23 protein-coding genes are annotated in these 24,188 nt (G+C 60.5%); 8 read left to right on the top strand and 15 right to left on the bottom strand.

The window, feature by feature from the left end; translation table 11 throughout:
• Positions 1-5 precede the first annotated feature (5 nt).
• Genes H9Q16_RS12890 through nth form a run of 3 tightly spaced genes read right to left on the bottom strand, consistent with a single transcriptional unit; the run spans position 6 to position 2,231 of the window.
• Complete coding sequence (locus H9Q16_RS12890) at positions 6-593, bottom strand: GNAT family N-acetyltransferase (RefSeq protein ID WP_191075834.1); 588 nt, start codon at positions 591-593, stop codon at positions 6-8.
• A 4-nt stretch (positions 594-597) separates the two neighbouring features.
• On the bottom strand, positions 598-1,590 hold the full coding sequence (locus tag H9Q16_RS12885; RefSeq protein ID WP_191075833.1) for an adenosine kinase: 993 nt from the start codon (positions 1,588-1,590) through the stop codon (positions 598-600).
• On the bottom strand, positions 1,587-2,231 hold the full coding sequence (gene nth, locus H9Q16_RS12880) for an endonuclease III (protein ID WP_191075832.1): 645 nt from the start codon (positions 2,229-2,231) through the stop codon (positions 1,587-1,589). The genes H9Q16_RS12885 and nth overlap by 4 nt, the downstream gene beginning before the upstream one ends.
• Before the next feature lie 96 nt (positions 2,232-2,327).
• Here nth and H9Q16_RS12875 point away from each other — a divergent pair, with 96 nt between their 5' ends.
• From H9Q16_RS12875 to H9Q16_RS12865, 3 genes are all read left to right on the top strand, one after another.
• Positions 2,328-3,200, top strand: coding sequence for a methylated-DNA--[protein]-cysteine S-methyltransferase (locus H9Q16_RS12875; RefSeq protein ID WP_191075831.1), 873 nt, complete (start codon positions 2,328-2,330; stop codon positions 3,198-3,200).
• A gap of 112 nt (positions 3,201-3,312) precedes the next feature.
• Complete coding sequence (locus tag H9Q16_RS12870; RefSeq protein ID WP_191075830.1) at positions 3,313-3,981, top strand: YiaD family glycine zipper/OmpA-like lipoprotein; 669 nt, start codon at positions 3,313-3,315, stop codon at positions 3,979-3,981.
• Positions 3,982-4,102: 121 nt separating this feature from the next.
• A complete protein-coding gene (locus H9Q16_RS12865) occupies positions 4,103-4,639 on the top strand; it encodes an NADPH-dependent FMN reductase (protein ID WP_191075829.1) in 537 nt (178 codons plus the stop codon).
• On the opposite strand, the gene H9Q16_RS12860 is transcribed toward H9Q16_RS12865, so the two are convergent.
• Complete coding sequence (locus tag H9Q16_RS12860; RefSeq protein ID WP_191075828.1) at positions 4,622-5,041, bottom strand: VOC family protein; 420 nt, start codon at positions 5,039-5,041, stop codon at positions 4,622-4,624. The two genes, H9Q16_RS12865 and H9Q16_RS12860, sit on opposite strands and share 18 nt — an antisense overlap.
• Before the next feature lie 69 nt (positions 5,042-5,110).
• Here H9Q16_RS12860 and H9Q16_RS12855 point away from each other — a divergent pair, with 69 nt between their 5' ends.
• Positions 5,111-5,866: an HTD2 family dehydratase gene (locus H9Q16_RS12855; RefSeq protein WP_246455726.1), complete on the top strand. Its 756-nt coding sequence runs from the start codon at positions 5,111-5,113 to the stop codon at positions 5,864-5,866.
• Here the strand turns inward: H9Q16_RS12855 and H9Q16_RS12850 are convergent.
• On the bottom strand, positions 5,863-6,894 hold the full coding sequence (locus tag H9Q16_RS12850; protein WP_191075826.1) for an NAD(P)/FAD-dependent oxidoreductase: 1,032 nt from the start codon (positions 6,892-6,894) through the stop codon (positions 5,863-5,865). The two genes, H9Q16_RS12855 and H9Q16_RS12850, sit on opposite strands and share 4 nt — an antisense overlap.
• 61 nt (positions 6,895-6,955) lie before the next feature.
• On the opposite strand from H9Q16_RS12850, the gene mnmC2 reads away from it, so the two are divergent.
• Both mnmC2 and H9Q16_RS12840 read left to right on the top strand, forming a co-directional pair.
• A complete protein-coding gene (mnmC2, locus tag H9Q16_RS12845) occupies positions 6,956-7,627 on the top strand; it encodes a tRNA (5-methylaminomethyl-2-thiouridine)(34)-methyltransferase MnmC2 (protein ID WP_343067885.1) in 672 nt (223 codons plus the stop codon).
• On the top strand, positions 7,624-8,493 hold the full coding sequence (locus H9Q16_RS12840; RefSeq protein ID WP_191075825.1) for a DMT family transporter: 870 nt from the start codon (positions 7,624-7,626) through the stop codon (positions 8,491-8,493). The genes mnmC2 and H9Q16_RS12840 overlap by 4 nt, the downstream gene beginning before the upstream one ends.
• Here H9Q16_RS12840 and H9Q16_RS12835 read toward each other — a convergent pair.
• The gene (locus H9Q16_RS12835; RefSeq protein ID WP_191075824.1) at positions 8,467-10,512 is read right to left on the bottom strand and encodes a lytic transglycosylase domain-containing protein; all 2,046 of its coding nucleotides are present in this window, start codon (positions 10,510-10,512) and stop codon (positions 8,467-8,469) included. The genes H9Q16_RS12840 and H9Q16_RS12835 overlap by 27 nt on opposite strands.
• Positions 10,513-10,637: 125 nt before the next feature.
• Between H9Q16_RS12835 and dapA the strand changes: the two genes are divergently transcribed.
• Both dapA and H9Q16_RS12825 read left to right on the top strand, forming a co-directional pair.
• A complete protein-coding gene (dapA, locus tag H9Q16_RS12830) occupies positions 10,638-11,513 on the top strand; it encodes a 4-hydroxy-tetrahydrodipicolinate synthase (RefSeq protein ID WP_191075823.1) in 876 nt (291 codons plus the stop codon).
• A gap of 77 nt (positions 11,514-11,590) precedes the next feature.
• Positions 11,591-12,760, top strand: a complete 1,170-nt coding sequence (locus H9Q16_RS12825; protein ID WP_191075822.1) for a M20 aminoacylase family protein — start codon at positions 11,591-11,593, stop codon at positions 12,758-12,760.
• A gap of 18 nt (positions 12,761-12,778) precedes the next feature.
• On the opposite strand, the gene H9Q16_RS12820 is transcribed toward H9Q16_RS12825, so the two are convergent.
• From H9Q16_RS12820 to H9Q16_RS12780, 9 genes are all read right to left on the bottom strand, one after another.
• Positions 12,779-13,240 (bottom strand): hypothetical protein, encoded by a 462-nt coding sequence (locus H9Q16_RS12820; protein WP_191075821.1) that lies wholly within the window; start codon positions 13,238-13,240, stop codon positions 12,779-12,781.
• A 189-nt stretch (positions 13,241-13,429) separates the two neighbouring features.
• Positions 13,430-14,305 (bottom strand): dimethyl sulfoxide reductase anchor subunit family protein, encoded by an 876-nt coding sequence (locus H9Q16_RS12815; RefSeq protein ID WP_191075820.1) that lies wholly within the window; start codon positions 14,303-14,305, stop codon positions 13,430-13,432.
• On the bottom strand, positions 14,305-15,051 hold the full coding sequence (locus H9Q16_RS12810) for a 4Fe-4S dicluster domain-containing protein (protein WP_191075819.1): 747 nt from the start codon (positions 15,049-15,051) through the stop codon (positions 14,305-14,307). The genes H9Q16_RS12815 and H9Q16_RS12810 overlap by 1 nt, the downstream gene beginning before the upstream one ends.
• A gap of 157 nt (positions 15,052-15,208) precedes the next feature.
• Positions 15,209-18,028 carry a molybdopterin oxidoreductase family protein gene (locus tag H9Q16_RS12805; protein ID WP_191075818.1) on the bottom strand — a complete coding sequence of 940 codons (2,820 nt, stop codon included), beginning with the start codon at positions 18,026-18,028 and terminating at the stop codon, positions 15,209-15,211.
• The gene (locus H9Q16_RS12800) at positions 18,028-19,095 is read right to left on the bottom strand and encodes an acetate/propionate family kinase (RefSeq protein ID WP_191075817.1); all 1,068 of its coding nucleotides are present in this window, start codon (positions 19,093-19,095) and stop codon (positions 18,028-18,030) included. Before H9Q16_RS12800 ends, H9Q16_RS12805 begins: the two co-directional genes overlap by 1 nt.
• Positions 19,092-20,021, bottom strand: a complete 930-nt coding sequence (locus H9Q16_RS12795) for a phosphate acyltransferase (protein ID WP_246455724.1) — start codon at positions 20,019-20,021, stop codon at positions 19,092-19,094. Before H9Q16_RS12795 ends, H9Q16_RS12800 begins: the two co-directional genes overlap by 4 nt.
• A gap of 87 nt (positions 20,022-20,108) precedes the next feature.
• Complete coding sequence (gene xsc / locus H9Q16_RS12790) at positions 20,109-21,887, bottom strand: sulfoacetaldehyde acetyltransferase (protein ID WP_191075816.1); 1,779 nt, start codon at positions 21,885-21,887, stop codon at positions 20,109-20,111.
• Positions 21,888-22,002: 115 nt separating this feature from the next.
• Positions 22,003-23,466, bottom strand: a complete 1,464-nt coding sequence (pdxR, locus tag H9Q16_RS12785) for a MocR-like pyridoxine biosynthesis transcription factor PdxR (RefSeq protein WP_191075815.1) — start codon at positions 23,464-23,466, stop codon at positions 22,003-22,005.
• A 264-nt stretch (positions 23,467-23,730) separates the two neighbouring features.
• Positions 23,731-23,988 (bottom strand): glycine zipper domain-containing protein, encoded by a 258-nt coding sequence (locus tag H9Q16_RS12780; protein ID WP_191075814.1) that lies wholly within the window; start codon positions 23,986-23,988, stop codon positions 23,731-23,733.
• Positions 23,989-24,188 lie beyond the last annotated feature (200 nt).

Here is a 24,188-nt window from a genome sequence, read left to right as displayed (position 1 = left end):
CTGGCTCAAGGCCGGATCAGCGGCACATGCGGGGCCACGTCGTCGGGCAGCAGTCCGGCAATCCGCGGATCATCATCAATCTCGACCTGCTGTCGCGTGACGGCAAATCCGCTGCGGATATAGAACGCAAGCGCCTGCTGACTGTCGATGGTACAGGTATGCACATGCAACCGATCAATCGGTGATCCGAATGCGCGCTCTACCGCGCGGTCCATCAGATAGGCCCCGGCCCCGGTGCCGATCAGCCCGGCACTTAGGCCGAAATAGGCCAGCTCGCATTCGGTGTTCTTTCGGAAATCCAGTTCCAGCAGGGCCTCGGCCTGACCGTCCTTCTGCAGCGTAAAGATCTGCACGGCCGGATCGCGCAGGATCGCATCCAGCGCGCTGTCTTCCATCACGAGCCGTCCGTACCATAGCCAGTCCTGTCCGACTTTCCGAAACAGCGCGCGATAAGTGGCGACGTCTGGGTCGATCTGCACAAAGTCTACCCCGGGCGGGCATGGCGCCTTGCGAAAATGCGGCGCGCGCATCTCAAGGTGCGTGACGACCATGGCGACCTTGCCGACGGGGATGTCGTACAAACCGTCCTTCATGTGCTCAGATCAGGCCTTCGTCCTTGAAGGCGGCCAACATATCCTTTTGTGGCCGGGGTCCGATGTGGCTGATCACCTCTGCTGCGCACAGGTTACCCATGCGGCCACAGGTTTCCAGATCAGCACCTTTGGACATCCCGAACAGGAAACCCGCCGCAAACTGATCGCCTGCACCAGTGGCATCGACAGGTGTGACCATGTCCACAGGCACATCCACACGCTGTCCGTCGCGGATCAGGGTCACGCCATCACCAGAGCGCGTGCAGACCACATTGGCGCAGATATCTGCGGTTTTGGACAGCGCAGCCTCGGTGTCGTTGGTTTCGAAAAGCGACTGGATTTCATGTTCATTGCCGATGACGTAATCCAGGTCGTGTTCGATCAGTTGGAGAAAGTCATAGCGATGCCGTTCCACGCAGAACGGATCGGAGATGGCGATGCCGGCCTTGCCACCGCCCGCCTTGGTCGCGCGTGCCGCCTCGCGGAAGGCGGTTTTTCCCGCGTCATGGTCAAACAGGTAGCCTTCAAGGAACATCAGTTTCGCGTTTCCCGAGACATCCTGCGGCACATCGTCCGAGGTCAGACCGGTCGAAATGCCCAGATATGTGTTCAGCGACCGCTCCCCGTCCGGTGTCACGAAAATCATGCAGCGCGAGGTTGAAATATCGCTGCCAGATACGGGCGTATTCACAAAGTCGATGCCGATATCTGTCATGGCATCGGCATAAAATCTGCCAAGTGCGTCGTCACGGACCCGCCCGATAAATGCCGTTTGCATCCCCAGCGCACCGGCACCGGCAATTGTGTTTGCGACGGCACCGCCGGGCGTCTGCACGCGGTCGTTCATCGAGGCATAAAGCAGCTCAGCGCGGTCTTGCTCGATCAGCTGCATGATGCCCTTTTCGATGTCCATGTTTCCCAGAAAGCTGTCGTCGCATTGGGTAATCACGTCCACAACGGCGTTGCCGATGCCGACAAGTTCATAGGTTTTGGTCATTCTGTTTTGTCCTCGTAAGAGCAAAGATCGCGGATAAGGCAAGTGCGGCACAAAGGCTTGCGCGCCTTGCAATGATAGCGGCCGTGGAGGATCAGCCAATGATGGGCATGAAGCTGAAAGTCGGCGGGAATATTATCTTCGATGGCCCGTTCGACCGCGTCGACGGTTTTACCGGGGGCGATGCCCGTTCGATTTCCAACGCGAAAGATGTGCGTGTCCACTGCCTGCGCCGGTTGATGCCACCACATGTTCAGAACCACGTTAGCGGTCTTGCGGCCCACACCCGGCAGCGATTGAAGGGCTGCGCGTGAATTGGGCACTTCGCCGCCGTATTGATCCACCAGGATCTGGCTCAGCTTGATGACGTTCTTGGCCTTCTGCCGAAAAAGGCCAATTGTCTTGATGTGCTCGGTCAGTCCGTCAATGCCCAGATCGAGCATCTTTTGCGGTGTGTCGGCAATTTGAAAGAGCGACCGGGTCGCCTTGTTCACGCCCGCATCGGTGGCCTGCGCAGACAGTGCCACGGCCACAACGAGCGTATAGACGTTCACATGCTCCAGCTCGCCCTTTGGTTCAGGCTCTGCGTCATGAAAGCGGTCAAAGATCGCGCGGATGGTATGATAGTCAAGCTGTTTGGCCATGGCGCCGGTATGCGCAATTCACGGCATCAGGGCAAGCTGTCAAAAAACAGCAAGTTTCGGGTCGCGCGGGGATATGCGGGGGCGTAGATTAAAGCCATGACACAGATCAGCCCCATACCCGAAATGCCCGATCAGGAAGGGTACCACTACGGCGTGATGCGCCGGGCGATAGACCTGCTTGATCGCGCCGAAGACCCCATGCAACTGGACGATATCGCCGGCGAGATGGGCATGTCTGCCGCGCATTTCCAACGCCTTTTTTCACGCTGGGTCGGCGTGTCGCCCAAACGGTATCAACAGTATCTGATGCTGGGTCAGGCCAAGCAGATGCTGGCGCAAAACACCACAACCCTTCAGGCGGCGCATTCGCTTGGCTTGTCCGGGACGGGCCGCCTGCACGACCTTTTCCTGCGGTGGGAGGCCATGAGCCCTGGGGAATTTGCGCGCAAGGGCGCGGATCTGACCATCTATTGGGGTTGGTTCGAAAGTCCGTTTGGGCCTGCTTTGGTCATGGGAACCGAAAAGGGCATCTGTGGTTTGGCGCTGGCCAGTGAAATGGGCGAAGAGGCGGCAATGCAGGACCTGTTGAGCCGATGGCCGCAGGCACAGTTTGTCGAGGATCCGATGATGTTGCGCCCCTGGGTGCTGACAGCCTTTGGCGCGCAGGATGGCAAGCTGGATAAGGCGCCGCTGTACCTGATCGGCGCGCCTTTTCAGATCAAGGTCTGGGAGGCGCTGCTCAGCATTCCGTCGGGGCAGGTCACAACCTATTCAGACATTGCCGAAACCATAGGGCACCCAAAGGCAGTGCGCGCCGTGGGAACGGCCGTGGGACGTAACCCGGTCAGTTGGTTGATCCCCTGCCACCGCGCCCTGCGAAAATCCGGGGCTTTGGGAGGCTATCACTGGGGCCTGCCAGTCAAACGTGCCATGCTGGCATTTGAGGCCGCGCGCGCCGAAGCGTCATAGGCGGGACGCCGCCGATGACATTTTCCCCGTGATTCCCCCGTCGTACTGCCTATATATAGTGCGCATATCAAGATGCCCTGCCCGAACGGGGCCGCAACATGAAGGCAGTAAAATGATTTCTACCAAGACGACTCTGGGTGCCGCTTTGGCGAGTGCAATGATGTTGGGGGCCTGCACAGACCCTGCACAACTGGGCATGGAAGACGGTAATCCCAATCAGAACCGCAATCAGGGCGCGCTGATTGGCGCGGCCTCCGGCGCAGTGCTGGGCGCGCTGGTTTCCGACGACGGCGACCGGGGCGATGGTGCACTGATTGGTGCGGTATTGGGCGGCGCTGTTGGCGCAGGCGTGGGCTATTCACTAGATAAACAAGAGGCAGAGCTGCGCCAGCAAATGGGCAGCAACGTGGTGATTACCAATACCGGTGACCGCCTGATCGTGACCCTGCCGCAGGATATCCTGTTCGCAACCGACAGCACGGCGCTGCAGCCTGCACTGATCGGAGACCTGCGTGCGCTTGCGCAAAACGTTCAGATCTACGCCAATTCGACGTTGCAGATTGTCGGTCACACCGACAGCGACGGCGATGCCGCCTATAACCAGCAATTGTCCGAAGACCGCGCGCGCGCGGTTGCAGGTGTGCTGCTGCAAAACGGCGTCCCGCAGGGCCGCATCCAGACCTTCGGTCGCGGGGAAAGCCAGCCGGTTGCCAGCAACCTGACACCGCAGGGCAAGCAGCAGAACCGCCGGGTCGAGATCGTGATCCTGCCGAACGCCTGATACCGGCAGATCACAAGATCCGTTCAAAATTGCACAAAGCCCCTGCATTGCGCGGGGGCTTCTTGCTTTTAAGCGGGCGAGGCCCAACTTGATCGGGGAAACGCAATGACGAGGCCCCGAAATGACCACACCAACCTTACTGGGTATCTCCGGATCAACCCGTGCAGAATCCACCAACCGCAAACTGCTGAAAGAGGCTGCGCGCCTTTTTGGTGATGCCAACTATGTCGAAGCGAACATCCGCTTTCCTCTGTATGACGGGGACGAGGAAAAGGCCCACGGGATCCCGCAGGATGTCCAGACGCTTGCTCAGCAGATCGCCGACGCAGATGCGGTGATCATCTCAACGCCGGAATACAACAAGGGTCCGTCGGGCGTGCTGAAAAACGCCCTCGACTGGGTCAGCCGTACAGATGGCAAACCTTGGAATGGCAAGCCGCTGGCCGTCATGTCCGCCGCTGCGGGCCGGGCCGGCGGGGAACGCGCCCAGATGATTCTGCGAGGATTCATGGTGCCGTTTCGCCCCAACATCTTGCAGGGACCAGAGATCCATCTGGCGCAAAGCGGGCAGGCCTTTAATGAGAATGGTTACCTCACGGGTGAAATATACATCAAGGAACTGACGGAGCTCATGAAGCAGCTACGCGGTCTGATTTGACGTGCTGATCTCGATAAGGTTGCCATCCGGATCACGCAGATAGATCGACAAGAGAGGCCCGGTTGCCCCGGTGCGGGGCACCGGGCCTTTTTCTATGGGCACACCCTGTACCGCGAGGTGATCGGCCCATTCGTTCAGGGGCGTTTTTGTCAAAAAACACAGATCTGCGCTGCCCGGCAAAGGATTGGCCGCCTTGGGCTCGAATTCAGCACCGCGTTGATGAAGGTTGATCTTGGCGTCGCCGAACGTCAGTGCATATCGCCGTGGCCCGCTTTGGGGTGCAAAGGTTTTGGCGCGCATCCCCAACACCTCCTCATAAAAAGCGACCGTTTTTGGGATATCGGCCACTGTCAGAACAAAATGGTCCAGATGGTGAAGGGACGGGGCAGGGGATTGCGGCATCACGGGTGCTCGGTCTAGGCAGGAGATATGAACACTGACCCAAGACCAACCTTAAGTCAAAGCGATGACATGGACCCGGCGCGTGCGGCTGCGCTGGATGTGACACTGGGCCGTGCAGTGCAGACACAGGCGGGTGATGTCCTGCCGCCCTTTTACCATCAGGCCTATTTCTGGTCACCCGCGCCTGCCGAGGTGCTCGGCCGGGATGGCCATCCGCGTGTTGGTGGGATCATTCCCGATATGGGATTGCAACGCCGCATGTGGGCCGGGGGACGCCTGACGTTTCATAGCCCCCTGCGCGCGGGAATCCGGGCGAAGAAAACCACCACTTGCGAGACGTCTCAGCGCAAGGAGGGGCGGACCGGCCCGCTGGGATTTGTCACGCTCAGGCATGATATCGAACAGGCCGGGCAGCTTTGCGTGACCGAATGGCAGGACCTGGTCTATCGCCAGGACGCCGATCCTACGTCCGTCAAACCCACGGCCCCATCGGCACCCAATGATGCTGAAACCGAAGACGCCGTGTCTTTCAGCACGACGCAGCTCTTCCGCTATTCGGCCGTTACGTTCAACGGGCACCGCATTCATTATGATCTGCCCTATGCGCGTCAAATCGAAGGGTACGAGGGTCTCGTGGTGCATGGCCCTTTGCTTGCGCAGTTGCTGATGCTCAAGGCCCTGCGCGAACTGGGGCCGCTTGAGGCTTTCTCATTTCGGGCAACCTCACCGCTTATGGATTTTGAAAGGGCTGTCTTGTGCCGCAGAGGCCGTGATCTTTGGGTGCGCGGGCCCGACGGGCGGCAGTGCATGACCGCGCAGGCCTAGAGATTGTCTTCAACGCGAAAGCCCGGCGGGATCGCGTCGACGCCGTCAAGCAGCAGATCGGCCATGACCTCTGCCACCTTGGGGGCCATGCCAAAGCCGATCTTGAAACCGCCATTGGCGATGAAGTGGCCTGGCCTGCCAGGCCAGGCACCCAACATGGGGGCGCGGGACCTGCTGCGCGGCCTGACACCAGCCCAACGCTCAATGACCGGCGCGTCCCGCAAGGCGGGCACGGTGGCGCGGGCGCGATCAATCACAGCGTCCAGCTGGGCGTCCGTTGCCGTGGGATCGTCAAAGTCCCGCTCAGAGGTGGAGCCGATAGCGGTCGTGCCGTTCAGATGCGGGATGATATGCACACCGTCAGCAAAAAGCTGCGGCGCACCTTGGGCATCATAGGCCAGCACTGCTGCCTGCCCCTTTACGCCCGCACCAATCAGCCGTGTATGTTGTGCCGTCAATGTCTTCAGCCCCTCTACGCCGGTTGCCCAAAGAACCAGACCTTGATCGGCCCCATCTCTTTGCACTGTCACACCCTTTGCTTGCAGTGCTGCGACCAGCGCCGAACACGCCTGACGCGGATGCAGATGTGCGCTGAGCGTGTCTTGGATCAGGTGTCCGGTGGGGCTGTCGGGCGTCCAATCCAATCCGCTGGCCGGGATGATCTTCCAAGTCGCGTGGTCTTTCCACAGATCGCGCGCAGACGCTTCGCGGTCCTGCGCCAGCGCAAGAGTGTGCGCATCGGCAATCGGCTGTAGCCGCCCGGTGCGCGCATAGCCAGCCCCGACACCCCCGATCAATTCGACACCCTGCCAAAACGCTTGTGCCATCAACAGGCTATCAAGTTGAAATGCCTTCTTTGTGTTCCAGTTCTCGGGTACATGCGGGGCGAGCGCTCCAACAACCCCGCCGCTGCTGCCCGCTGCCGGGCCGTGCGGATCGATGACCTGCACGGTTGCACCGCGCAAGGCGCAGACCCAGGCAATGGACAGCCCGAATATGCCTGCGCCGCGCACGGTGATGTCGGCCATTGCCAAGGCTGCCTCCTTTGCGCAGTGTCGCGCGGTAGATTGCAACATAAGGGATGTGCCGGTGCGCAACCAGAGGGACCCGATCGTCTGGCGCGAGGGCGGTGTGCCGGTGTCCACCCGGTTCGATGATCCGTTCTTTTCACTGGAAGATGGCGTGGCCGAAACCGAGCATGTGTTCATGGCGGGCAATGACCTGCCTGCGCGGTTTCGCGACGGCTTCCACATCGCTGAGCTTGGTTTTGGCACTGGCCTGAACCTGCTGGTTGCCTGGCACGCTTGGGTGCAGTCCGGGCAGACCGGTGTCCTGCGCTTTACCAGTTTTGAAGCGTATCCTATGGCGACAGATGACATGGCAAAAGCACACGCGGCACTGCCTGCGTTTGACGGGCGCGCGGCAGCGCTGCGCGATCAATGGTCGCCACGCGGGCGCGTATACGACCTGCCGGGCCTAAAGCTGGACATTATCCAGGGGGATGCCCGTGAAACCTTGCCCAAATGGGATGGTAAGGCTGATGCGTGGTTCCTTGACGGTTTCTCTCCGGCCAAAAACCCAGAACTTTGGACCGCCGAGCTATTGCAATCCGTCGGTGCGCATACGGCCGTGAACGGATCTTGTGCGACCTATACCGCTGCGGGTTTTGTGCGGCGCAATCTTCAGGAAGCGGGCTTTGAGGTCTGCCGCACGAAAGGCTTTGGGCGCAAACGTCACATGACACGCGGCACGCTTCGATGATCCAGCCGAACAATCCGCGGCTGGGGATCATATTGATGATCACTGCCACGCTGATCTTTGCCGTTCAGGACGGCCTGTCGCGCTATCTGGCCGAAACCTATAATGTGATGATGGTGGTCATGGTGCGCTATTGGTTTTTTGCGGCCTTTGTGATCGCCATCGCGGCGCGCAGCCCTGGTGGGTTTTGGGCAGCGATACGCACTGATCAACCCCTGTTGCAGGCGATCAGAGGTCTGGTGCTGGCTGCCGAGATCTGCGTTTCCGTCATCGCATACGTTGTGCTCGGCCTAATTGCGACGCACGCCATTTTCGCCTGCTATCCCTTGCTTGTCGCCGCGTTGAGTGGCCCCGTTCTGGGCGAAAAGGTCGGGTGGCGCCGGTGGCTCGCAATCGGGATCGGATTTTGCGGCATTCTCGTGATCCTTCAACCCGGTCTCAGCGTGTTCGATCCGGCGGGGATTATTGCATTTGTTGCTGCCGCGCTGTTCGCTGTCTATGCCATTATGACGCGATTTGCCGCACGGCAAGACAGTGCAGCGACAAGCTTTTTCTGGACCGGGGCGACGGGAGCTGTCGCAACCTCTTGCGCCGGCGCATGGTTCTGGGAGCCACTCGCAAGCGCGGACTGGAGCATCATGTTGGCGCTGTGCCTGTCCGGCGTTGCAGGTCATTGGCTGATGATCAGATCGTACGAGGTCGCAGAGGCCACAGCGGTTCAACCGATTGCCTATTTCCACCTTGTTTTTATCGCGATCATCGGTGTGTCCGTCTTTGAAGAAACCATCGCTCCGCACCTGTTTATTGGGGCTGCGATTGTAGTTTTCGCGGGGCTTTTCACCCTATGGCGCGAAAGCCTTCAACGTTGAGCCGATCAACTCCCTGGAGAAGGGGATGGGCAGTGGATCTTTGCCCAATCGGGCGCGGTACACAGGCAGGCTTTCGGTGACGCGCATGACGTAGTTCTGGGTTTCGCGAAACGGAATCATCTCAACCCAATCGACGATATCGATCTCGCCCTTGCGCGGGTCGCCATAAGTGCGCATCCAACGTGCCGGACGGCTGGGGCCGGCATTGTAAGCGGCTGCCATCATTGAGACATTCCCGTCAAAGCGGCCCGCCATCTGGCTAAGGTATTGCGAGCCGAGAACGGCGTTGTATTCCGGATCTGCCGTCAGGCGCGCCGTTGAATGCAACGCACTTACCCCCAGATCAGCGGCAACCTCGCGCGCTGTAGCAGGCATCAATTGCATCAAGCCGCGCGCGCCGACGCTCGATTGCACCACCGGATCGAATTCGCTTTCACGACGGGCAATGGCAAGGCTCATCTCGGGCGCCATCGGCAAGTCGCGGTCTGCAAGTGGGTGCAATGCATAGTAAGGTGCAGCAATGGTAAGACCCCGGCGCGCGGCGCGTTTGCCGATCATGACGGCCAGATGGGGTTGCCCCTCATCAATCGCGGCCTGACCCAGCAGGGCAATATCGTCGGCGACCAGTTGTTCTGTCAGGTGTGTCCAGAACCGCTCTGCCAACGTCAGTTCACCAGCGGCCTGCAGCATCATGCCGGCCTGAAAAAGCGGATCGTTCGCAAGTGGTGCGGTGCGCCAGTCAGTTTCCGGCCTTGACCCCTCCAACGACGCATCAAAAGGAAGGCCCCCACGCTCAGCCGCAAGCAAGCCATAGAAAGAGGTCTGATGTTTTGCCCCCTCGGCAAACGCTTTTGCAGCACCGTCAGCGTCGTCCATCGCTTCGAGCGCCAAACCTTGCCAGTATCCGGCCCGACCCTGTGAAATCGGCGACACAACGGCGCTGTCGTGGTTCAGAAAGTGCTGATACGCAGCCTCGGGGTTCTTGAGAAACCTCAGGGCAAGATATCCCGACAGCCATTCCAGATCAGCATAGTCCGATCCGGATTCAAGAAAATGTTGCGACGCCATCTGGTAGGCACGTTCCGGATCGCCCGATCGCATTTCGCCCCTTGCCAGCGCGCGGCGGCGGTTGCCCCATGCTTCGGGGCGGCCCAAGGCATCGGCAGAGGTTGATTGCGTCAACAGCAGCGTCTTGGCATCTGCCACAAGGTTCTTTCGGATACGCCATTCGAAGCGGTCATGCGCAAGGCCGGGGTCGTCAGAAACACTCTCGGGTAATGCATTGATCATTTTGTTCACGTTGCCGGCGCGCCGCTGCAACGCAATGCGGGTCTTGGCCAGAGCCAGTTCATCCTTGCCAACCAGATCAAACATCCGGCGTGCCTCTTCATGTTTGCGTTGCCACAGCATGGCGTCGAGCCGCGCTGTGTGGTGCGCCTTGATCAGGCCTTCATGCTCTGCCAGAAAAAGGGCCTGTGACGTTGCATTCATGGGCATCGTGCGCCACGCCAGAACCAAATTAGCCTGCGCTTCGCCCTCTTGCTCGGCACGGGTCAGGGCAGCGGCGTGGGCCAGCACGCCGCGCGGGGTTTGCGGCGGCATCTCAGTGAAAAACGCAAGGACCTCGTTGTCCGATTGGCCGTTCAGCAGCCGTTCGACACGCTTGCGCAAATAGGTCTCTCCCGGCCAGTCATCGCGCCGATCAAGAAACGCGCGCGCTTGCGCATATGTGCCGCCCCCGTTGCGCAGACGCATCCACGTTATGATGTCTTCGGCGACCTCGCCTTCGCCCCGCGCGATATCTGCGGCGCGCGCCCAGTCGCCAGCCCGCACAGCATTCATCGCAGCGGCCATGGGTTGGGGCCGGGGACGGGGGCGCTCTGCCGCCAGCGCTTTCAGCGCATCTTCGTCGAGCACATCCACTGCGGGATCCGATGGCGTCGTTTCCTGCGCGGCAAGCGGTGTCAGCAAGGCGAAAACGGCAATAACACTGGCAAGAATACGGGTCACGGCTTGCATTTCCTGTCTGGCAAGGGCTAGAGCCATTCAACATATGGCGACAAGCGTGTCTGTCCAATGACGATACCGCCATTTTGCGTCAACCGTTCGGCTTTCCGCCGACCAGCACATAAAGGAGCGTGCACATGTTTAAAGGTTCTATGCCTGCCCTCGTCACGCCGTTTCGCAACGGCGAGCTGGATATCGAGACGCTGAAAAAACTTGTCGAGTGGCATATTGGCGAAGGTTCTGACGGGTTTGTGCCGGTCGGCACCACTGGAGAATCCCCCACGCTGACCCACCGCGAACATGAACAGGTGGTCGAGGAGGTCGTGAAGGCATCCGCAGGGCGTGTCCCTGTTATCGCCGGGGCGGGGTCGAACAACACTGTTGAAAGCATCCGCCTGGCCCAGCACGCCGAGAAGGTGGGCGCGGATGGTTTGCTGATCGTCACACCCTACTACAACAAGCCGACGCAGCGTGGATTGGTGGCGCATTTCACTGCGATCCACGATTGCTGCGATCTGCCGATCATCATCTACAACATCCCACCCCGGTCTGTCATCGACATGACGCCTGAAACCATGGGTGAACTGGCCAAGCTGCCGCGTATTGTCGGCGTCAAGGATGCCACGGCAGACCTTGCGCGCGTCAGCATGCAGCGGATGACCTGTGGGGCGGATTTCATCCAGCTGTCTGGCGAAGATCCCACCGCGCATGGGTTCAATGCCCAAGGTGGTGTTGGGTGTATCTCGGTTACTGCGAATGTCGCGCCGGGGCCATTGGCCAAGATGCAGGCGGCTTGTGCCGCCGGAGACTACAACACCGCGCTGGAAATTCAGGACCGGCTGATGCCCCTGCACAAGGCAATCTTTACCGAACCGGGTCTGGTGGGTGTGAAATACGCCATGTCCCGGCTTGACCTGTGCTCTGACGAGGTGCGCCTGCCGCATGTGGGCCTGTCCGATCACGCCAAGGGGCTGGTGGATGACGCAATGCGCCACGCAGGGCTGATGAACTGAGCTTGGGCGGGGTGCATCCTCGCCTGTGACCCTGGTGGGCCGCGTGCCCACCCTACGACCCCGACAGGAGGCTACACATGAATATTCTGCCGACAATCGCCGAGAGCACGGACGAACTTGAAGCGATCTATCGCGATCTGCATGCGCATCCCGAAATTGGGTTCACCGAGGTGCGCACAAGCGGCATCGTCGCTGACAAGTTGCGGGCCTATGGCGTGGATGAGGTGCATACCGGTCTTGGTAAGACGGGCGTTGTCGGGATCATCCGTGGCAAGGGTCAGGGAAACCGGCGCGTTGGCTTGCGCGCCGATATGGATGCACTGCCCATTCACGAGACGACGGGGCTTGAGTATGCCTCTCAGACGCCTGGAGTGATGCACGCCTGCGGTCATGACAGCCATACCACGATGCTGCTGGGCGCCGCAAAGCATCTGGCGGCCACCCGGGAATTTGACGGAACTGCCGTCGTTGTCTTTCAGCCTGCCGAGGAAGGCATGGGCGGGGCCAAACTGATGCTTGAAGAGGGACTTTTTGAGAAGTTCCCCTGTGATGAAATCTTCGGCATGCACAACCGGCCCAATGGCAAACCCGGCACCGTTGGCATCTGCAAGGGCGAGGCGATGGCGGGTGCTGCGTTCTTTGACATTGAAATTAAGGGCAAAGGCAGCCATGCGGCCCGCCCGGACCAGTCAAGGGATGCGCTGATGGTTGCGTCATCGCTGGCCACCAAGATCCACACCATCGTGGCACGGAATATTCCTGCGCAAGAGGTGCTGGTGCTTTCCGTGACACAGCTGAATGCCGGGTCGGCCTATAACGTGGTGCCCGAAAACGCGACGCTGGGTGGGACCATCCGGTATTTCAAGGATGACATGTACGATCTTGCCGCCGCGCGGATGCAGTCGATTTGCGACGGGATGGCAACCATGCACGATGTCGACGTCACGCTGACCTTGCGGCCCGCGTTTGATGTGCTGATCAATGATGCAGAGCTTTCAGATGTCTATATGGATGCTGCGGGCGATATTGTTGGCGCCGATAACCTTATGCCGGATGAGCCGCCCGTGACCGGATCAGAGGATTTTGCCGATATGCTACGCGTCATCCCCGGTGCCTATTGCACCGTCGGGCACGCAGGGACGATGCCATTGCACAATCCGGAATATGTGCTTGATACATCGGTGCTGCCCATCGGCGCTTCGGTGATGGCGCGTGTCGTCGAAAAACGCCTGCCATTAACGGCGTAGGGCGGGGTTAACCCCGCCTTACGGTGCAGGAATATCAACGGTTCCGATAATGTGGGTCTGGCGTAATGGCAGGGCCCGGTACATGATTTCGACACCGGTGGTTGCGATGCCGGTGCCGGTCATGCCCTTATAACGCCCAGTAGCCGCAACGATCTCCCAGTCGTTTGCCGCCCCTTGCTGGCCGGCCCGCCAGGCCATGGTGAAGGTGTCTTCGCCTTCACCGAAGATGCAGATCCCTTCGATGGTGCTGGTCCCGTCCTTGAATCCGAACCCCCCACCGATGCAGCGCGCGGGGCCTTCGGTCACAGGGCCCTGCACCACTTCAAAATAGCCCTGATTGTCCTGAATGAAGTATTGCCGATCCGAGAGCTGAAAGCGTTCCTGCGTCATCGGATAGATATTGTTGATTTCAAAAGGTTGTTCAGATGCCGCAGCCGAGGCGACCAGAAGGCTTGCTGCTGTGAGAGGTAAGAGTTTCATGTCAGATATTCCCAGACTATCGGAATACTCTACAATCTTTCGGCCGTAATCCCATCGCAAATGTCCTTAACCGAAAGGCGATCCGCGCGGAAACAGCCCCCTTCCTGAGACCCGACCTACCTGTGTCGCATGCATGCCAGCCTGCGTCAGGCCATCGGCACCGTCAGGCGAAACCCGCCCGATGGGTGCTTACCGTTTGCCGTAGTAGAGACCAATGACATGCTCAGCTTCAGCAAAGAACAGCCAGCGCGCGGTCAGCACGCCTGCGATATGCGCCACGATCGCGATGAGGGCGATGAAATGGTTGAAGGGCAGCAGTGCCAGCAGCACCACGGGCAGCCCTGCCATCAGCACCAGTGCGATGATCCGCAGCTTTTGAGCGTGCTTGCGGCCCACCACATGAACGAATTCGCGCAGCAGATAGTTGGTGCCGGTATGGGGCGGTTCAAATGCGCGGACGGTGCCGCGGTCGCCCAATTGCGTGGCCGTGGCGAGCGTCGTGCCAGACTGGCTGAAACGGCTGTCGCCCATCAGCCATGCAGCCGCCTGAATGACGCCTGAAAGGATTAGCAGGATGATTGCCCAGGTGATCTGTCCGGCAAGCAGCGCGCCCCCTGCAATGGAGAGAGACAGGAAGTTCAATGGTGTCCAGACCTGGTTCCAGCGCGGTACGGTCTTGAGCTGGGTATAGATCATCGAGGTGGTGAAGACAGTGCCCAGCGAAAAGAGCGCGCCAAGCCAGCCCAGCAGGGTCCATTGCTGGCTGAAAAACACCAGACCAGCGCCGTACAGACCCATGAGGACAAGGGCCGCGACAGCACAGACGCCTTCACGGCTAAGCCAGCTGGAACGCCATTGGCTGAAGGCTTTGAGCGCGCGTTCCGGGTGGCCGAGGTGAAAGGTAGACGAGACCAGCCCGCCCACCGCCAGAACAAAGGCGATGGCGAAAAAAGCGAAGGCCATCCAACCCGTTACGGCGGGAATACCCAGCCCTAGAAACATCAGCAGACCAAAACCAAGGCCCGAGAATGTGGAAAAGAAGATAACGGAAGGAGCGGGATGCATCAGATTTTCTCCAGCGCTTTGTCAAGCCAGTCGAGGAAGCCCTTGGGCTCTTTGATGACCGGTTCAAGGAAGGGGGCCAGCACGTCGAATTCCGGCAGCGCGTCCTTGGGGCGGGGGGGCAGATACTTGTTGACCGGTTTGGTGCCCTGTTCGGGCATGAGATCGACACCGCCCCTGTCCGCGACCAACTGGCTGACATCCGAATTGGGATCGCCCAGATCACCGAAATGCCGCGCGCCCGCAGGGCAGGTCCGCACGCAAGAGGGGACGCGATCGACCTCTGGCAGGTTTTCGTTATAGATGCGATCGACGCACAGGGTGCATTTTTTCATCACCTTTTCAACGGGATCCATCTCGCGCGCGCCATAGGGACAGGCCCAGGCGCAGAGGCCACAGCCGATGCAGTCGCTTTCATTGACCAGCACGATCCCATCCTCGACCCGCTTGTAGCTCGCACCTGTCGGGCAGACCGTGACGCAGGGGGCGTCTTCGCAATGGAGGCAGGATTTGGGGAAGTGGATCAGCTGGGCCGCACCATCATCCGGCTGGACCTCGTATGAGTGGACACGGTTCAGGAAGGAACCCACGGGATTTGCGCCATAGGCGTCTTCGTCCGCCAGGGGCGCGCCGTAGTTTTCGGTGTTCCAGCCTTTGCAGGAAATCACGCAGGCATGGCAGCCCACGCAGGTATCCAGATCGATGACGAGGCCGAGCTTTTTGTCGGTGGATTGGGGAAGTGTTGTCATTTCGTAAAGCCTCCGAACGGGACGTCGGTATTGCGTCGGTATTGCGTCGGTATCGCGTCGGTGCGTGGCACCGACAACGAGCGGTCGGATTTGTGGCATGCGTGGGACTGGGGCCAGCCCCAGACCCCGGAGTTTTTCTGGAAAGATGAAGGGAAGGTCATTTGCCCACCTTCCATGTGAGATTTTCCGGGCCTTTGCCGACGGGGGACTTGATGGGGGGATATTCGGGACGCGATTCTTTGGGGGCGGCGACCTTTTCGAGGCGCACCTTGAGGTCAAACCACGCGGCCTGCCCGGTGATGGGATCCGAGTTGGCCCATCTGAGCCCGTCGCCCTTGGGCGGCAGCAGTTCGTGGATCAGATGGTTCAGCAAAAAGCCCTTGGTGGCTTCGGGTGCGTCTTCGTCGAGCGCCCATGCGCCCTTGCGTTTGCCGATGGCGTTCCATGTCCAGACCGTGTTGTCATTCAGTGCGGCCATTTCCATCACCGGGACGGTGATTTCGCCATGCGGGGATGAGACGCGCGCCCAGTCGCCATCGCTGAGGCCGTTTTCGCGCATCAGCTTGGTGGGCACATAGAGCGGGTTGCGGCCATGAAGCTGGCGCAGCCATGCGTTTTGCGAACCCCATGAATGGTACATCGCCATGGGGCGCTGGGTCAGCGCATTTACGGTGAAGCCGTCGTTGCCCTGCTGGTCGGTTTCATACCAGATCGGCAACGGGGACATGGTGGCCTTTATCCGCTCGCGCAGGTGATCAGGGGGCTGGCGGTCGCCGTGGCCTTCGGCGGCTAGTTGGAACTTGCGCATGGGTTCGACGTACATCGTGAAAAGGTAGGGTTGCGGGCTATCGTAGATTCCCATTTCAACCGCCCAGCCTTGGTAGGCCTTGTTCCACGGTTTGTAATAGTTGGCGCCGTCGGGGATGTGGCTGACGAAGAAGCCGCCGTTTTTGATGTATTGATCGAGCTGCCCTTCGTTGGGGGCGCCGCGTCCGTCCTGCAGGCCGGTTTCGCCCATGCGCCAGCCTGCCAACGGGCCGATGCCCGGACGGCGTTCGTGGTTCACGATGTAATCGGCGTAATCGGCATATTTCTGCGAGCCGTCATCATTGACAAAACCCGGCAGGCCGAGGCGCGCGCCGAGATCGCAAAGCGCGGATTGGAAGCCTTTGACGTTGCGGTCAGGCTCCACCACCGGCCAGCGGATGGCGTCGGCGGCGGCGTCCGCTTCGCAGATCGGGCGGTCCAGCAGGGAGATACAGTCGTGGCGTTCGAGATAGGTCGTGTCGGGCAGGATGAGATCGGAATAGGCGACCATTTCCGACGAATAGGCATCGGAGTAGATGATGTGGGGGATGACGTAGTCGCCGTTTTCGTCCTTGTCGGTCAGCATCTCCATCACGCCGCCGGTGTTCATCGAGGAGTTCCATGACATGTTCGCCATGTACATGAAGAGCGTGTCGATCTTGTAAGGATCGCCCGCGTGGGCGTTGGAGATGACCATGTGCATCAGCCCGTGGGCGGACATGGGGTTGTCCCAGGTAAACGCCTTGTCGATGCGCGCGGGGGTGCCGTCTTCTTTCAGGGCGAGGTCTTCGGGGCCGTGCACGAAACCAAGGTGCGGTCCGTTCAGCGGGCCGCCGGGGGTCATGCCGATGTGGGGTTTGGGGTGTGCGGTGGCGGGCTTGGGATAGGGTGGTTTGAAGCGGAAGCCGCCGGGGACTTCGACAGTGCCCAGCAGGATCTGCAGGGTGTGCAGCGCGCGGCAGGTCTGGAAGCCGTTGGCGTGGGCCGAGATGCCGCGCATGGCGTGGAAGGACACAGGCCTGCCGATCATCGTGTCGTGCTTTTCGCCGCGGAAGTCGGTCCATGCATGGTCAAGTTCAAAGGCTTCGTCGAATGCGACGCGGGCCAGCTCGGCGGCGATGGCGCGGATGCGATTTGCGGGGATGCCGCAGCGGTCGGCCACGGCCTCGGGGGCGTAGTCGTCGCTCAGATACATATCCGCCATCTGGTGAAAGACCGGGCGGTGCGTGATGCCTTTGGCGCGGTGGGTGCCGGAGAGGTCGGGTTTGACGCCGGGCTGGTCGAAGGCGGTGAGCTTACCGGTAGTGCGGTCGATGACCAGTTGCTTGCCGTTCTCGTCGCGCATGTAGAGGCCGTATTCGGGCGACTTGGGGTCGCTGTTCAGCAGGACGGGCGCGTCGGTGTATTGGGCGAGGTAATGCAGGTCGATCTTACCTGCTTTCATCAGGCAATGGATCATGGCGAGAATGAAAAGCCCGTCAGTGCCCGGCGTGATGCCGACCCAGTCGTCGGCCACGGCATTGTAGCCCGAGCGGATTGGGTTGACGCCGATGACGCGGGCACCACGGCCCTTGATCTTGCCGATGCCCATCTTGATGGGGTTACTGTCGTGATCCTCGGCGACGCCGAAGAGCATGAAAAGCTTGGTGTGGTCCCAGTCGGGCTGGCCGAATTCCCAGAACGCGCCGCCCATTGTATAGATGCCTGCAGCGGCCATGTTCACGGAGCAGAAGCCACCGTGGGCGGCGTAGTTCGGGGTGCCAAAGCCCTGCGCCCAGAAGGAGGTGAAGCTTTGCGATTGGTCGCGTCCGGTGAAGAAGGCGAGCTTTTCGGGGTTGTCCTCGCGGATGGGGCGCAGCCAGCTTTCGGCGATGTCGTAGGCTTCTTCCCAGCTGATTTCTTCGAATTCGCCGGAGCCTCGGGGGCCGACACGTTTCAGAGGAGCCTTGAGGCGGGACGGCGCGTTGTGCTGCATGATGCCCGCCGATCCCTTGGCGCAAAGCACACCCTGGTTGACCGGGTGATCGCGGTTGCCTTCGATGTAGGCCACCTTGCCGCCTTTGAGGTGCACGTTGATGCCGCAGCGGCAGGCGCACATGTAGCAGGTGGTTTTGCGCACCTCGTCCGATACCTTGGGGGAAAGGTCGATAACGGGCTGATCCTTTGGCATCAGGCGGCTCCTTTGATGAGGTGGAGGGCGTCGGTGGCGATCTGGCGTTCTTCGTCGGCTTTGACGACATGAACGGGAACGTCGCCAAAGAGGGCGAGGTGTTCCATGATCCGGGTGCGAACGGGGGCGGCGTTTTCGCCGATGCCGCCCGTAAAGGCGACGGCGTCGAGCCCGCCCATGGCAACGATGGCAGAGCCTGCGTGGCGCGCGGCCCAATAGCAGAAGTGTTCGACGGCAAAGCGGGCGGTGTCGGTATCGGCGGCCAGCAGGAGGCGCATATCGTTGGAGCCGCCGAGGCCCTTGAGGCCGCTGTCGCGGTTGAGCATGTGGCCTGCGGCGTCGATGCCGTGGTCCTGTGCCATGCGCAGGACAGCCATGCCGTCGATCGCGCCGGAGCGTGTGCCCATGGTTAGCCCGTCCAGTGGCGAGTAGCCCATGGAGGTGGCGACAGACGTGCCGCCCTTGATGGCGCAGAGGGACGCGCCGGAGCCGAGATGCAGGGCCAGAAGGCGGGAGGGCAGTGCGTCGCCGAACTGGGTCACGATCCAGGCGTAGCTGAGGCCGTGGAAGCCGTAGCGGCGGATGCCTTTGGCGCGTTCTTCTTTGGGGATGGCATAGGTTGTGGCCACATCCGGCTGGCGGGCGTGGAAGGCGGTACCGAAGCTGGCGAACTGCGGCAGATCTGGCGCAAGGGTCTGTAATGCGCGGATGCCGGCGAGGTTTTTCGGGTTGTGCAGGGGGGCAAGAGGGGTTGCGGCCTCGATCCCTTCGATGACCTCACGCGTGATGGGCTGGGGATCGACGAGGGACGTGCCGCCGTGCACGACGCGGTGTGCGGCGGCGGTGAGCCGGTCTGCGGTGATGCCTTGACGGTCAAGGCTGGCGAGGATCATCGCAAGGGCGGCGTCATGGTCAGGGGCCGCGATGTTGCGGTCGTCTTCGCCCAGTTTGAGATGGGCCAGCGCGCCGCCAATGCCACTGATCTGTCCCGCCATCACCTGGGTCAGGTCGCGCTTGAAAAGGGCGACCTTGATGGAGGAGGATCCGGCATTGACGACTAAAATCATGTCGCCGCCATGATCCCGCCAAGGGCGATGGAGGAGAGCCGGGCAGCGGGGGGGTCGGCGCGGGAGGTCAGCAGGATAGGGACTTTTGCGCCCATCACGATGCCGCCCGCACAACCGCCGGTGAGATAGACGAAAGATTTGAACAGCGCATTGCCCGAGACGATGTCGGGGACGATGATGGCATCTGCCTGTCCCGCCACCGGATCGTCGGTCATTTTCTTGGTCGCCACGGCCTTGGGCGACATGATCAGGTCAAAGGCCAGCGGGCCGGAGAAATCTGCGTCTGCGATGGTGTCGTGCGCCCAGTCGCGCAATTCGCGACCCTCCATTGATGACGGGACGCTGGGGATCGGGCTTTCGGTGGCTGAGAGGAACGCGACCTTGGGGCGTGGGTTGCCCAGTTTGTGCAACAGTTTCACGACTTCGGACGTGGCGTCCTTGCGGGTATCGATGTTGGGCGCGACGTTCACGGCGGCGTCCGAGATCGTGATGGCATGGCTGCCATCAGGCGAGGTGATGTGGAAGATGTGCACAAAGCGATTGCCCGTGCGCAATCCGGCATCGCGTGACACGGCCGCTTTCATGAAAACATCCGTATGAAGCTGGCCCTTCATCAGAACATCGGCGCGACCTTCGCCGCAGGCGATGGCGGCGGCCATGCCGGAGGCTTCCTCGCCTTCGGCTTCCAGAAGTTCAAAGCCGGAGATGTCCCAGTCGAGTTTCTCTGCTTCGGCCTCGATCATGTGACGTTCGCCGGTGAAGATGGGCACCATCATGTTGGCCTCTGTCGCCTCTTTCGCGGCAAGCATGGGCAGGCGCGATCCGGCGCGGGCGATGGCCACCCGCGGGCTGGCGGCCTTTTGCGCCATATCGATGATATGCGCGGGCGGTTCTGCGGTGGCGTTGGACAGAAAAGGGTTGGTCAAGGCAGATCCTTTGAACGGTGACAGGCGGGGAGACCCCCGCCCTACGGAAAAACGAAGGGGCGGGAAATTCCCGCCCCCTGGTCTTTTCTAGACTGCCTGCTGCTGCATGTCATCGGCAGAGATACCGGCAACTTCGACAGGCTTTTTCATCGCATCGCGGCGGAAAGGATCGCCCAGTTCCTGATTGATCATGGCTTCGATGAGGGTGGTCACGCCATTCTCCATCTGATCCTTGATCGCCTGATCCAGCGCTGCCGTCAGTTCGTCCTGCGTGCGGGCCACGACGCCCTTGAGGCCACAGGCATTGGCGATACCGGCGTAGGACACGCCCTCGTCCAGTTCGGTGCCGACGAAGTTGTCGTCGAACCACAGGGTCGAGTTCCGCTTTTCCGCGCCCCACTGATAGTTGCGGAAGACGATCTGCGTAATCGCAGGCCAGTCACCACGCCCGATGGCGGTCAGTTCATTGACCGAGATGCCAAAGGCGCCATCCCCTGCGAAACCTACCACCGGCGTGTCAGGCCGGCCGATCTTGGCGCCGACGATGGACGGCAGGCCATAGCCACAGGGACCGAAGAGGCCCGGTGCCAGATACTTGCGGCTGTCGTTGAAGGACGGATAGGCATTGCCGATGGCGCAGTTGTTGCCGATGTCGGAGCTGATGATCGCCTCGACCGGCAGGGCGGCCTGAATGGCGCGCCATGCCATGCGGGGGGACATCCAATCGGGCTTGGCTGCGCGGGCACGCACGTTCCAGTCGGTGCCGGGATCATCCTGTTCCTCGTTCATGGAGGTCAGTTCCTGCGCCCATGCCGATTTGGTCTGTGCGATGGTGTCCTTGCGTGCCTTGCGATCCGTGTCGCCCGCGTCATCGGAAAGCTTTTCGGTGATGCCTTGAGCCACTTTGGCGGCGTCGCCCACAATGCCCACAGTGACCTTCTTGGTCAGGCCGATGCGGTCGGGGTTCAGATCGACCTGAATGATCTTGGCGTCTGTGGGCCAGTAATCAATGCCGTAGCCGGGCAGGGTGGAAAACGGGTTGAGGCGCGTGCCGAGGCACAGGACCACGTCCGCCTTGGAGATCAACTCCATGCCCGCCTTGGAGCCGTTATAGCCCAGAGGACCGGCATAAAGCGGGTGGTTGCCCGGGAAGGCGTCGTTGTGCTGGTAGCCTACGCACACAGGCGCATCGAGGCGTTCGGCCAGCACACGGGAGGCTTCGATGCCGCCCTTGGACAGGATCGCGCCGGCACCGTTGAGGATGACGGGGAATTTCGCCTCCGACAGCAGGTCGGCGGCCTTTTGCACCGCTTCTTCGCCGCCCTGGGGCAATTCGAAGTCGACGATCACGGGCAGATCGACGTCGATCACCTGTGTCCAGAAGTCACGCGGGATGTTGATCTGAGCCGGGGCCGAAGCGCGTTTGGCCTGCATGATGACGCGGTTCAGGGTTTCGGCGATACGGGTGGGGTCGCGGACTTCTTCCTGATAGGCGACGCAATCAGCAAAGAGGTTCATCTGCTCCATTTCCTGGAAGCCACCCTGACCGATGGTCTTGTTGGCAGCCTGCGGGGTGACCAGCAGGACAGGGGTGTGGTTCCAGTAGGCGGTTTTCACGGCTGTGACGAAGTTGGTGATGCCGGGGCCATTCTGCGCGATCATCATGCACATCTTGCCGGTGGCACGGGTATAGCCGTCGGCCATCATGCCGCCGGATGTTTCATGCGCGCAATCCCAGAACTTGATGCCAGCATCGGGGAAGATGTCCGAGATCGGCATCATGGCGGAGCCGATAATGCCAAAGGCATTGTCGATTCCATGCATCTGGAGAGTTTTTACAAAGGCTTCTTCTGTCGTCATTTTCATGAGCAGCATTCCTTGAGATAGGGTGGAAACAGGGGCGAATCTTGCGTTGGGGCGAAAGATAGAGGGTGGGATGGATACTGGTTAGGTCCAGTACTGTTGATACAATAAGTCCAGGTTATGAGATTGCGTGTATTCCTTCGGCGATATGTGCGACGCCGTCGCCGATGCGCCCGCTTGGAATGGATGAATAGGCAAGACGGTAATAGTTAGTGGGTCGGTCCGGCCCGGCAAAGAAGGCGCGACCCGGTTCGATGAGGACGCCCTTTTCACGCAGGCGCTGGGTCAGTTGGTCGGTGTCTACCGCATCGGGTGCGCGCATCCAGAAGGAGCTTCCGCCATAGGCACCACGCCCGGCGATTTCGAGATCGTGCTTTGCCAGCGCCTCTTCCATCACGCCGCGCCGTTCGTGAAAGGCGGTGCCCATGCGGCGGATCAGGGCGTCGTAGTGGCCCAGTGACAGGAAATAGGCGGCGGTGCGCTGGATGTGGCCCGGCGGGTGCCGCAGGACAGAAGCGCGCAGCGCGCGGGCCTCGCGGATGAAAGGTTCGGAGCCGACCAGATACCCCAGTCTGAGGCCGGGAAACAGCGATTTGGAGAAACTGCCGACATAGATGACCCGCCCGTCAGAATCGAGAGATTTCAGCGCCGGTGACGGGGGTTTGAGGAATGACATTTCAAATTCGTAGTCATCTTCCACAATCAGGGCGTCCATCTCGCGGGCCCGGTCCAGAAGGGCCCGGCGGCGCTGCATTGGCATGGTCGCATTGGTCGGGCATTGGTGGCTGGGGGTTGAGAATATCACGTCCGTATCGGGCGGGATCGCGTCGGGTGGCAGGCCATCCTGATCCACGCGGACTGGTGTTACATGGCAGCGAGACTGCAGCAGGATGTCGCTGAGGGCGTGGTATGACGGGTCTTCCAGCACGGCGCGGCGGCGCTGGGTCAGCAGCACCTGCGTGGTGAGCCAGAGCGCGTTCTGCGCGCCAAGGGTGATCAGGATCTGTTCCGGGCGCGCGTTGATGCCGCGACGGGGCAAGGTGTGGCGGGCGATGAATTCAATCAGTTGGGGGTCGTCCTGATCGTAATAATCCGTTGTGAGAGAAGTAAAATCGCGCTGGCCCAGCGCCTGAAGCGCGCAAAGCCGCCAGTTGGCGTGATCAAAGAGGGTTGGATCGGCTTGACCGTAGATAAACGGATAGCGGTAGTCGCTCCAGTCCTGCGGCTTGGTGGGCGTGGCACCGCCGGTAAACCGCTGCCCGATCGCGCGATTCCAGTCGACGGCATCGGGGCCGTAGGGCGCCAGATCGAATGCAGGCGGGGCGGGGGCGTTTTCAGAGACGAAATAGCCGGACCGACCACGTGAAACGAGGTAATCGTTCGCCAGCAATTCTGTATACGCAATGGTCACGGTGATCCGGCTGACGCCAAGATGTGTGGCCAGTTTTCGGGTTGAGGGAAGCTTTTCACCCTTTTGGAAACGCCCGGACAGGATGCCCTGCGCAATCATCTGCTGAATCTGCTGCTGCAAAGTGCCCTGTGCATCGGGGCGTAAGAAGAAAGTCTCAACCGGAAGCGCCATTCCGTACCTTAATCTGGACCTAATCGACAGTCAATCTGGCATTAGAGTGAGGCGAATTCAGTACTGGAGAGAATTTAGGGTACAGAGGAGGTTTGGGAAAGTAAAGCAGTTAATGAGACTTTTAGTTTCAATAACGGCGTTTTATCGCCCTCGGATGGTAGTTTGATGTAAGTCGTGGCGTCTTGGTTGATGGTTGGATGGATTCGGCACAAAAAAAGCCGCGCCGAAAATCGGCGCGGCTTTGTGGGTCAGGCCGAAGCTGACTTAGGGGCAGGCTGCCGTGTACTGAGAGCCATCGGGACGCTCATAGAGGCATGTGCCGTTTTGCTGGCGGTTGATCAATGTGCCCGCCGCCAGACCAGCTGCGCCGCCGATGATGGCGCCTTTGGCCTTGTCATCGCTGCCGGAGACGGTTGCGCCAATCGCAGCGCCGGCAAGGGTAGAGGCCGCAAGTGTGCCATCGGGTGTGTCACATGCGGCCAATGCCGCCATTACGGGAAGGGCGAGGAAAAGTTTTTTCATGGGTCGTTCCTTGTTGATACATGGCCAAACGCGCCGACAGGGTGCCGGTTCCGCGGTTGGAAGAGTTTAGGCGACACGTTGCAATAAAGCCCCAGCGCGCCAACGTCATGTTCGGGCAAGACACCCCCAAGGTATCAAAAAACGCCGCAGGGCCAAGACCTGCGGCGTTTCTATCAGGATTTCCGTCTTTGTCGGCGGAT

This window comes from Sulfitobacter aestuariivivens (assembly GCF_014763045.1).
Taxonomy (GTDB): domain Bacteria; phylum Pseudomonadota; class Alphaproteobacteria; order Rhodobacterales; family Rhodobacteraceae; genus Sulfitobacter; species Sulfitobacter aestuariivivens.
This window is presented reverse-complemented; position numbering and strand designations above follow the sequence as displayed.

What these genes read in the sequence shown, in the direction of transcription:
- H9Q16_RS12825 (WP_191075822.1), top strand. Translation starts at nt 11,591, where the DNA reads ATGAATATTCTGCCGACAATCGCCGAGAGCACGGACGAACTTGAAGCG.
- dapA (WP_191075823.1), top strand. Translation starts at nt 10,638, where the DNA reads ATGTTTAAAGGTTCTATGCCTGCCCTCGTCACGCCGTTTCGCAACGGC.
- xsc (WP_191075816.1), bottom strand. Translation starts at nt 21,887, where the DNA reads ATGAAAATGACGACAGAAGAAGCCTTTGTAAAAACTCTCCAGATGCAT.
- H9Q16_RS12890 (WP_191075834.1), bottom strand. Translation starts at nt 593, where the DNA reads ATGAAGGACGGTTTGTACGACATCCCCGTCGGCAAGGTCGCCATGGTC.
- H9Q16_RS12865 (WP_191075829.1), top strand. Translation starts at nt 4,103, where the DNA reads ATGACCACACCAACCTTACTGGGTATCTCCGGATCAACCCGTGCAGAA.
- H9Q16_RS12800 (WP_191075817.1), bottom strand. Translation starts at nt 19,095, where the DNA reads ATGATTTTAGTCGTCAATGCCGGATCCTCCTCCATCAAGGTCGCCCTT.
- H9Q16_RS12850 (WP_191075826.1), bottom strand. Translation starts at nt 6,894, where the DNA reads ATGGCCGACATCACCGTGCGCGGCGCAGGCATATTCGGGCTGTCCATT.
- H9Q16_RS12855 (WP_246455726.1), top strand. Translation starts at nt 5,111, where the DNA reads ATGGACCCGGCGCGTGCGGCTGCGCTGGATGTGACACTGGGCCGTGCA.
- H9Q16_RS12815 (WP_191075820.1), bottom strand. Translation starts at nt 14,305, where the DNA reads ATGCATCCCGCTCCTTCCGTTATCTTCTTTTCCACATTCTCGGGCCTT.
- nth (WP_191075832.1), bottom strand. Translation starts at nt 2,231, where the DNA reads ATGGCCAAACAGCTTGACTATCATACCATCCGCGCGATCTTTGACCGC.
- H9Q16_RS12810 (WP_191075819.1), bottom strand. Translation starts at nt 15,051, where the DNA reads ATGACAACACTTCCCCAATCCACCGACAAAAAGCTCGGCCTCGTCATC.
- H9Q16_RS12820 (WP_191075821.1), bottom strand. Translation starts at nt 13,240, where the DNA reads ATGAAACTCTTACCTCTCACAGCAGCAAGCCTTCTGGTCGCCTCGGCT.
- pdxR (WP_191075815.1), bottom strand. Translation starts at nt 23,466, where the DNA reads ATGGCGCTTCCGGTTGAGACTTTCTTCTTACGCCCCGATGCACAGGGC.
- H9Q16_RS12885 (WP_191075833.1), bottom strand. Translation starts at nt 1,590, where the DNA reads ATGACCAAAACCTATGAACTTGTCGGCATCGGCAACGCCGTTGTGGAC.
- H9Q16_RS12805 (WP_191075818.1), bottom strand. Translation starts at nt 18,028, where the DNA reads ATGCCAAAGGATCAGCCCGTTATCGACCTTTCCCCCAAGGTATCGGAC.
- H9Q16_RS12780 (WP_191075814.1), bottom strand. Translation starts at nt 23,988, where the DNA reads ATGAAAAAACTTTTCCTCGCCCTTCCCGTAATGGCGGCATTGGCCGCA.
- H9Q16_RS12860 (WP_191075828.1), bottom strand. Translation starts at nt 5,041, where the DNA reads ATGCCGCAATCCCCTGCCCCGTCCCTTCACCATCTGGACCATTTTGTT.
- H9Q16_RS12870 (WP_191075830.1), top strand. Translation starts at nt 3,313, where the DNA reads ATGATTTCTACCAAGACGACTCTGGGTGCCGCTTTGGCGAGTGCAATG.
- H9Q16_RS12840 (WP_191075825.1), top strand. Translation starts at nt 7,624, where the DNA reads ATGATCCAGCCGAACAATCCGCGGCTGGGGATCATATTGATGATCACT.
- H9Q16_RS12875 (WP_191075831.1), top strand. Translation starts at nt 2,328, where the DNA reads ATGACACAGATCAGCCCCATACCCGAAATGCCCGATCAGGAAGGGTAC.
- H9Q16_RS12835 (WP_191075824.1), bottom strand. Translation starts at nt 10,512, where the DNA reads ATGCAAGCCGTGACCCGTATTCTTGCCAGTGTTATTGCCGTTTTCGCC.